Annotated in this window: 4 protein-coding genes; all 4 read left to right on the top strand. The window is 71.3% G+C overall.

Going from position 1 to position 6,463, the window contains the following annotated elements:
• The first annotated feature begins 13 nt into the window (after positions 1-13).
• Positions 14-1,510 carry an FtsW/RodA/SpoVE family cell cycle protein gene (locus NBZ83_RS29020; RefSeq protein ID WP_261566089.1) on the top strand — a complete coding sequence of 499 codons (1,497 nt, stop codon included), beginning with the start codon at positions 14-16 and terminating at the stop codon, positions 1,508-1,510.
• The gene (locus NBZ83_RS29015; RefSeq protein WP_261566090.1) at positions 1,507-2,952 is read left to right on the top strand and encodes a peptidoglycan D,D-transpeptidase FtsI family protein; all 1,446 of its coding nucleotides are present in this window, start codon (positions 1,507-1,509) and stop codon (positions 2,950-2,952) included. The genes NBZ83_RS29020 and NBZ83_RS29015 overlap by 4 nt, the downstream gene beginning before the upstream one ends.
• On the top strand, positions 2,949-4,538 hold the full coding sequence (locus tag NBZ83_RS29010) for a serine/threonine-protein kinase (protein WP_261576222.1): 1,590 nt from the start codon (positions 2,949-2,951) through the stop codon (positions 4,536-4,538). Before NBZ83_RS29015 ends, NBZ83_RS29010 begins: the two co-directional genes overlap by 4 nt.
• On the top strand, positions 4,535-6,463 hold a 1,929-nt coding region (gene pknB / locus NBZ83_RS29005), incomplete at its 3' end, for a Stk1 family PASTA domain-containing Ser/Thr kinase (RefSeq protein WP_308203834.1). The genes NBZ83_RS29010 and pknB, both read left to right, overlap by 4 nt.

Raw genomic sequence — 6,463 nt, 5'->3', positions numbered from 1 at the left:
CCTCAGGCCAGCGATGACCCGCCCGCCGATCCCCCTTCCTCCGCTGCGCAGGCCGAGGTCGGCGGACCTCACCGCGACGTTCGCCGGCCTACCGCTGCCGCAGGGCACGAACCTGCCCCCGTACCGTCGGCGCGAGCTCGTCCTGCTGGTCTTCGCCGGGGTGCTGGCGACCAGCGCGCTGGCCGCGCTGACGTTCGCGGACATCGGCGAGCTCTCACTCGGCATCTTCTCGATCGGCCTGGGCTTCTTCTGCCTGTGGGCGCTGGCGCACCTCGCGGTCCGCCGGTTCGCGCCCGCCGCCGACCCGGTGCTGTTGCCGGTCGTCGTCGCCCTCAACGGGCTCGGCCTGGTCATGATCTATCGGCTCGACCTGGCCAAGAGCGAGGCGGCCAAGCAGGCAGGCAGGAACATCCCACCCGGCGCGGCTCAGGTGCAGCTCGTCTGGACCCTGCTGGCGGTCGTCGTCTTCGTCCTGGTGCTGGCGCTGGTACGCGACCATCGCAAGCTTGCCCGCTACGCCTACACGGCCGGACTGGTCGGCATCGTCGGCCTGATGCTGCCGATCGTCCCGGGCATCGGCACCTCCATCAACGGTGCCCGGCTCTGGCTGCGCGTCGGGCCGTTCTCGTTCCAGCCCAGCGAGGTCTCGAAGATCATTATTCTGATCTTCTTCGCCGGTTACCTGGAGAGCAAGCGGGACGTGCTGTCCCTGGCGTCGCGGTCCGTGCTCGGGGTGAAGCTGCCCCGCGCCCGCGACCTCGGCCCGGTGCTGGTGGCGTGGCTGGCCAGCCTCGGCATCCTGGTCGTGCAGAACGACCTCGGCTCCTCGCTGCTGTTCTTCGGCATGTTCATGGTCGTGCTCTACGTCGCCACCGAGCGGGCGTCGTGGTTCCTGGTCGGATTCGTGTTGTTCATGTTCGGCGCCGTCCTCGCGGAGACCATGTTCACGCACGTCCAGATCCGCGTCGACGGCTGGCTGCACGCCTTCGACGGGAACAACCCGTCGGACACCTCCTACCAGCTCGTGCAGGGCCTGTACGGCTTCGCGGCCGGCGGGATGACCGGCACCGGCCTCGGCGAGGGTCACCCGCAGAAGGTGCCGTTCGCCAACACCGACTTCATCATGGCCAGTCTCGGCGAGGAGCTGGGCCTGACCGGGGTGATGGCCATCCTGACGATGTACGCGCTGATCGTGCTGCGTGGCATGCGCGCCGCTCTCGGGGCGAAGGACACCTTCGGCAAACTGCTGGCGACCGGGCTGTCGTTCACCCTGGCGCTGCAGGTGTTCGTGCAGGTCGGCGGAGTGATGCGACTCATTCCACTGACCGGGCTGACGCTGCCGTTCGTCTCCTACGGCGGGTCGTCCATCGTGGCCAACGCCGCGATCATCGCGTTGCTGTTGCGGGTCAGCGACAGCTCGCGCCGCGCTCCCGAGCCGGCGTCGGATGCCCCGCTGTTCGATCCGGGCGCGGTCGCCGACAGCCCCACCCAGGTGGTGAAGACGACATGAACCGCCCGGTGCGCAAGGTCGCCATCGCCTGCCTGGTCCTGTTCACCGCGCTGCTGGTGAACGCCAACTGGCTGCAGGTCGGTCAGGCCAGCGACCTCAAGACCCAGCCGACCAACGGCCGCCAGATCACCGAGCGCCTGGAGCGGGAACGCGGCGCGATCGTCGCGGGGGACCAGGAGATCGCCCGCTCGGTCTCGTCCAACGACCAGTACAAGTTCCTGCGCCAGTACCCGGCCGGGAAGCTTTACTCCGACATCACCGGCTACTACACGCTGTTCACCGCCGCCGGGCTGGAACGCTCCCAGGACGTGTTCCTCTCCGGTGACGACGACCGGCTGCTGGCCAGCCGGGTGACCGGGCTGTTCACCAACAAGCAGCGCCGCGGCGGCAGCGTGGTCACCACGATCCTGCCCGCGGTCCAGCAGGCCGCCGCTCAGGCACTGGGCGACCGCAAGGGCGCCGTGGTAGCGCTGGACCCGTCCACCGGCGCCGTCCTGGCGATGGTGACCAGTCCGTCCTACGACCCGAGCCCGCTGGCCAGCCACACCGAGAAGACGGCGGCCAGCGCTTACGGAGTGCTCTCCGGCGACCCTGCCCAGCCGCTGCTGAACCGGGCGACGCAGCAGACCTATCCGCCGGGGTCGACGTTCAAGCTCATCACCGCCGCGGCGGCGCTGTCGCAGGGCCACCGGCCTGATGAGCGGGTACCGGCGCCCGACGAGCTCCAGCTGCCGCTGAGCACGGTGCGGCTGCCGAACTTCGACGGCGAGCGGTGCGGCGACGGCGAGACCGACACCCTCATCCATGCCCTGACCATCTCCTGCAACACGGCGTTCGCGAAGCTCGGCATCGATCTCGGCGCCGAGACGCTACGCAAGCAGGCCGAGGCGTTCGGCCTGAACACGACCTTCCCCGACTTCCCCTTGCAGCAGGCCCGCAGCGTTTTCCCGGCCAAGCTCGACGGCGCGCAGACGGCGCAGTCGGCGATCGGCCAGTACAACGTCCGGGTCACCCCCCTACAGATGGCGGAGGTGGTCGCGGCGATCGCCAACGGCGGCACCGAGATGAAGCCCTACCTCGTCTCCGAGCTGCGCGGCCCGGACAAGAAGACGATCACCCGGACCAGCCCCAAGGAACTCGGCAAGCCGGTGAGCGGCGACGTCGCAGCCGAACTCACGACCATGATGGAGAGCGTGGTGACGTCAGGAACGGGCCGCAAGGCGCGCCTCGACGGCGTCTCCGTCGCCGGGAAGACCGGAACCGCGGAACACGGCACGGGCGAGCCGCCGCACGCCTGGTTCGTCGGGTTCGCCCCGTCGGACGCGCCAAAGGTGGCGGTCGCCGTCATCGTCGAGGACGGCGGGGGTGAGGTCGCCACCGGTGGTGCCATCGCCGCCCCCGTCGCGAAACAGGTCATGCAGGCCGCATTGGACACGCCATGAACAACTCGCCGGGCAACCCCACCTCCCCATCGCAGCCGTTCGCGGGCGCCGCCTCGCCGAACACCGTCCTGGACAACCGCTACCGACTCGATGGCCGGATCGCCGCGGGCGGCATGGGCGAGGTCTGGCGGGGCCTCGACCAGACCCTCGGGCGCCCCGTCGCGGTCAAGCTGCTGCGCCCGGAGTACGCCAGTGACGAGTCGTTCCTGGTGCGCTTCCGCGGCGAGGCCCGGCACGCCGCCCGGCTGTCCCATCCCGGGGTCGCCTCGGTCTACGACTACGGCGAGGTCGCCACCGCGGATGACTACCCCACCGCCTATCTGGTGATGGAGCTGGTGGAGGGCGAGCCGCTGTCGGCCGCCCTGCACCGGGAGAAGCGGCTGTCGCCCGAGCGGATGCTGGACATCCTCGGCCAGGCCGCCGACGCGCTGCAGGCCGCCCACGCCCTCGGCGTGGTCCACCGCGACGTCAAGCCCGGCAACCTGCTGCTGCGCCCGGACGGCGCCGTCAAGGTCACCGACTTCGGCATCGCCCGCGCGGTGGACGCCGCTCCCCTGACCGCCACCGGCATCATGATGGGCACGGCCTACTACGTCTCCCCCGAGCAGGCGTCGGGGCGGCCGGTGACGCCGGCCAGCGACGTCTACTCGCTCGGCGTGGTCGCCTACGAATGCCTCGCCGGCCACCGGCCCTTCGACGACCGCAACCCGATCGTCGTGGTGATGGCTCACCAGCAGGACACCCCGCGCCCGCTACCGGCCGACATCCCCTACCAGGTGCGGGCACTGGTCGAGTCGGCCATGGCCAAGGACCCGGCACGCCGGCCGAGTTCCGCGGGCGCGTTCGCCCGCTCCGCCGCGGGCATCCGGCGCAGCCTGTGGAGCCCCGACGCCGGTCGGTGGTCGGGCCCGGGCGGCGCGTCGGACATGACCGCGCGCCACCCCGGCCCGAGCACCGGCCTGCCAGCCGTCGGCCCCGGCGGCCGCCAGCACCGGCCCACCTCCCGCAACCGGCCGCCCTCCTGGGTCACTCCCCCGCCGCCGACCACGGGGCGGACCAGCGGGCCGGGCCGGGCCGGCACCGGGCCGGACTACACCCAGGCGGTGCCCGGCGGTCCGGTCGGCCCCCCGCACGACGCCACCGAGATGCCCGCGACGGCGATGCACAGCCCGTCGTTCGGCGCTGACACGGGCTACGGCGACCCGCCGCCCTACCGGGGGGAACGGGGCGGCTACGGCGACGAGACCGTCTACGGGAATCAGGGCTACCGAGCGGGCGAGCGCGGCGACAACCGCGACCCGGGCGAGGCCTGGCAGGGCCGGGCGGCCCGGCGCCGCTCCGGCCCGGCGGCCCGGCAAGCGGTGCCGCTGCCACTGCCGGTCCTGATCATTCTGCTGATCCTGACGGTCGCCGTCACCGCCTTCGTGACCAACAAGCTGTTCTCCAGCAAGGGCTCCGAATCGAACTCGGCGGCCACACCACCAGTGGTGGTGTACGCGAACACACTCGGTGATGAAATCGTCATCGGCAACGCCGGGTCGGCGCTCTCCGACGCGGGAGGGGCGACGGCAGGGGAGTATTCGTGACCGACGCGACGGAGATGTACACGCCCGACGCGGCGCCGCAGCTCATCGGCGGCCGCTACGAGTTGGGCGCGGCCATCGGCTACGGCGGGATGGCCGAGGTCTTCCGCGGCCACGACATCCGCCTCGGGCGTGAGGTCGCGATCAAAACGCTGCGGTCGGACCTCGCCCGCGATCCCACCTTCCTCGCCCGGTTCCGGCGGGAGGCGCAGTCCTCGGCCGCCCTGAACCATCCGGCGATCGTCTCGGTGTACGACACCGGCGAGGACGAGATCAACGGGACACACATCCCGTACATCGTCATGGAGTTCATCGAGGGCCGGACGCTGCGCGACGCGCTGCAGGCCGAGGGCCGGTTCACCGAGCGCCGCGCCATGGAGATCACCTCCGACGTCTGCGCCGCACTGGACTACAGCCACCGGATGGGGATCATCCACCGGGACATCAAGCCGGCGAACGTGATGCTCAGCCCGGACGGCTCGGTCAAGGTGATGGACTTCGGCATCGCCCGCGCCACCACCGCCACCTCGTCGACGATGACGGCGACGGCGGCCGTGATCGGCACCGCCCAGTACCTGTCCCCCGAGCAGGCCCGCGGGGCCCGCGTCGACGCCCGCAGCGACGTCTACACCACCGGGGTGTTGCTCTACGAGCTGCTCACCGGCTCCCCGCCGTTCCGCGGGGACAACCCGGTGGCGGTCGCCTACCAGCACGTCCGGGAGGACCCCGACCCGCCGTCCGCGCGCGACCGCGACATCTCCCCCGAGGCCGACGCGATCGTGCTCAAGGCGATGGAGAAGGACCCGGACGACCGCTACCTCACCGCGGGTGAGATGCGCGACGATCTGGAGCGCGCCTTGGCGGGGCGCCGGGTGCACGCCATGATGGGAGGTGGTGGCGCCAGCGGTGCCGCCACCACCCTCGGCCCCCCCGCCACCGCCGGCACCGCGCTGCTGGGCCGGGGCGACCGGGCAGGCTACCCGACCCGGGACCGCTACCCCGATGACCGCTACGGTGACGAAGCGACGTCCTACCGGGGCGATGCCTACGACGACGGCCGGTTCGGCACCGGCCCGTTCGACCGCTACGACGTCACCGGCGCGATCGACCGCCGGGCGGTGCCCGACGAGCAGCGGTCCCAGACGTGGAAGTACATCCTCGCCGGCCTCGGCATCGTTGTCGTGTTCGTCGCGGTGGTGCTGCTGGCGACTACCTTCCTCAGCGGCAACGACGGCAACCAGACGGCCAAGTCGTTCACCATGCCCAAGGACCTCGTCGGCCAGTCCGAGCAGTACGCCCGTGCCCGGCTCCAGAGCGCCGGCTACACCGGGAAGCCGACGATCGTCTCGGTGAACGAGCCGGACATGGCCGGCCGGGTCACCAAGGTCGACCCGTCCGGGGGCAGGCAGGTCGACGTCAACGCGGTGGTCACCCTGTCCATCGGCAAGCCCGCCGGCGACATCGCGATCCCGACCGACCTCGTCGGCAAGTCACAGGCCACGGCCGAGGCGGACCTGCGCGGGCTCGGCCTGGTGCCGAACTCGATGCCCTACTACAACGCGACGAGCCACAAGGTCGGCACGGTCGACAGCACCGACCCTCAGGTGGGCTCCGCCGTCAAGCCCGGCAGCACCGTCACGCTGAACGTGGTCAGCGGCAACGTCAACGTGCCCGATGTGACTAATCGGACCTACGAGAGCGCGGTCCAGGTGCTTGCCAGCTACGGCCTGCTGGCGACTCAGCAGTCCGTCCCCAACAACAACGTGGCGGCCGGCACCGTCGTCGACCAGACTCCGTCCCGCGGGAACATCGCCCGGGGGTCGACGGTGCGGCTCTCGGTCGCCGCACAGGTCCAGACCACCCAGCCACCCAGCCCCACGCAGGCGCCGCCGACCGACCAGCAGCCGACCGACCAGCCGGTCACCCCC

This window comes from Frankia gtarii, assembly GCF_025403375.1.
Taxonomy (GTDB): Bacteria; Actinomycetota; Actinomycetes; order Frankiales; family Frankiaceae; genus Frankia; species Frankia gtarii.
The sequence above is the reverse complement of the archived record's forward strand: the minus strand, read 5'-3'. Positions and strand labels throughout refer to the sequence as shown.

Excerpts from the sequence above, each read along its gene's own strand:
- NBZ83_RS29020 (WP_261566089.1), top strand. The coding sequence starts at position 14 with ATGACCCGCCCGCCGATCCCCCTTCCTCCGCTGCGCAGGCCGAGGTCG.
- NBZ83_RS29015 (WP_261566090.1), top strand. The coding sequence starts at position 1,507 with ATGAACCGCCCGGTGCGCAAGGTCGCCATCGCCTGCCTGGTCCTGTTC.
- NBZ83_RS29010 (WP_261576222.1), top strand. The coding sequence starts at position 2,949 with ATGAACAACTCGCCGGGCAACCCCACCTCCCCATCGCAGCCGTTCGCG.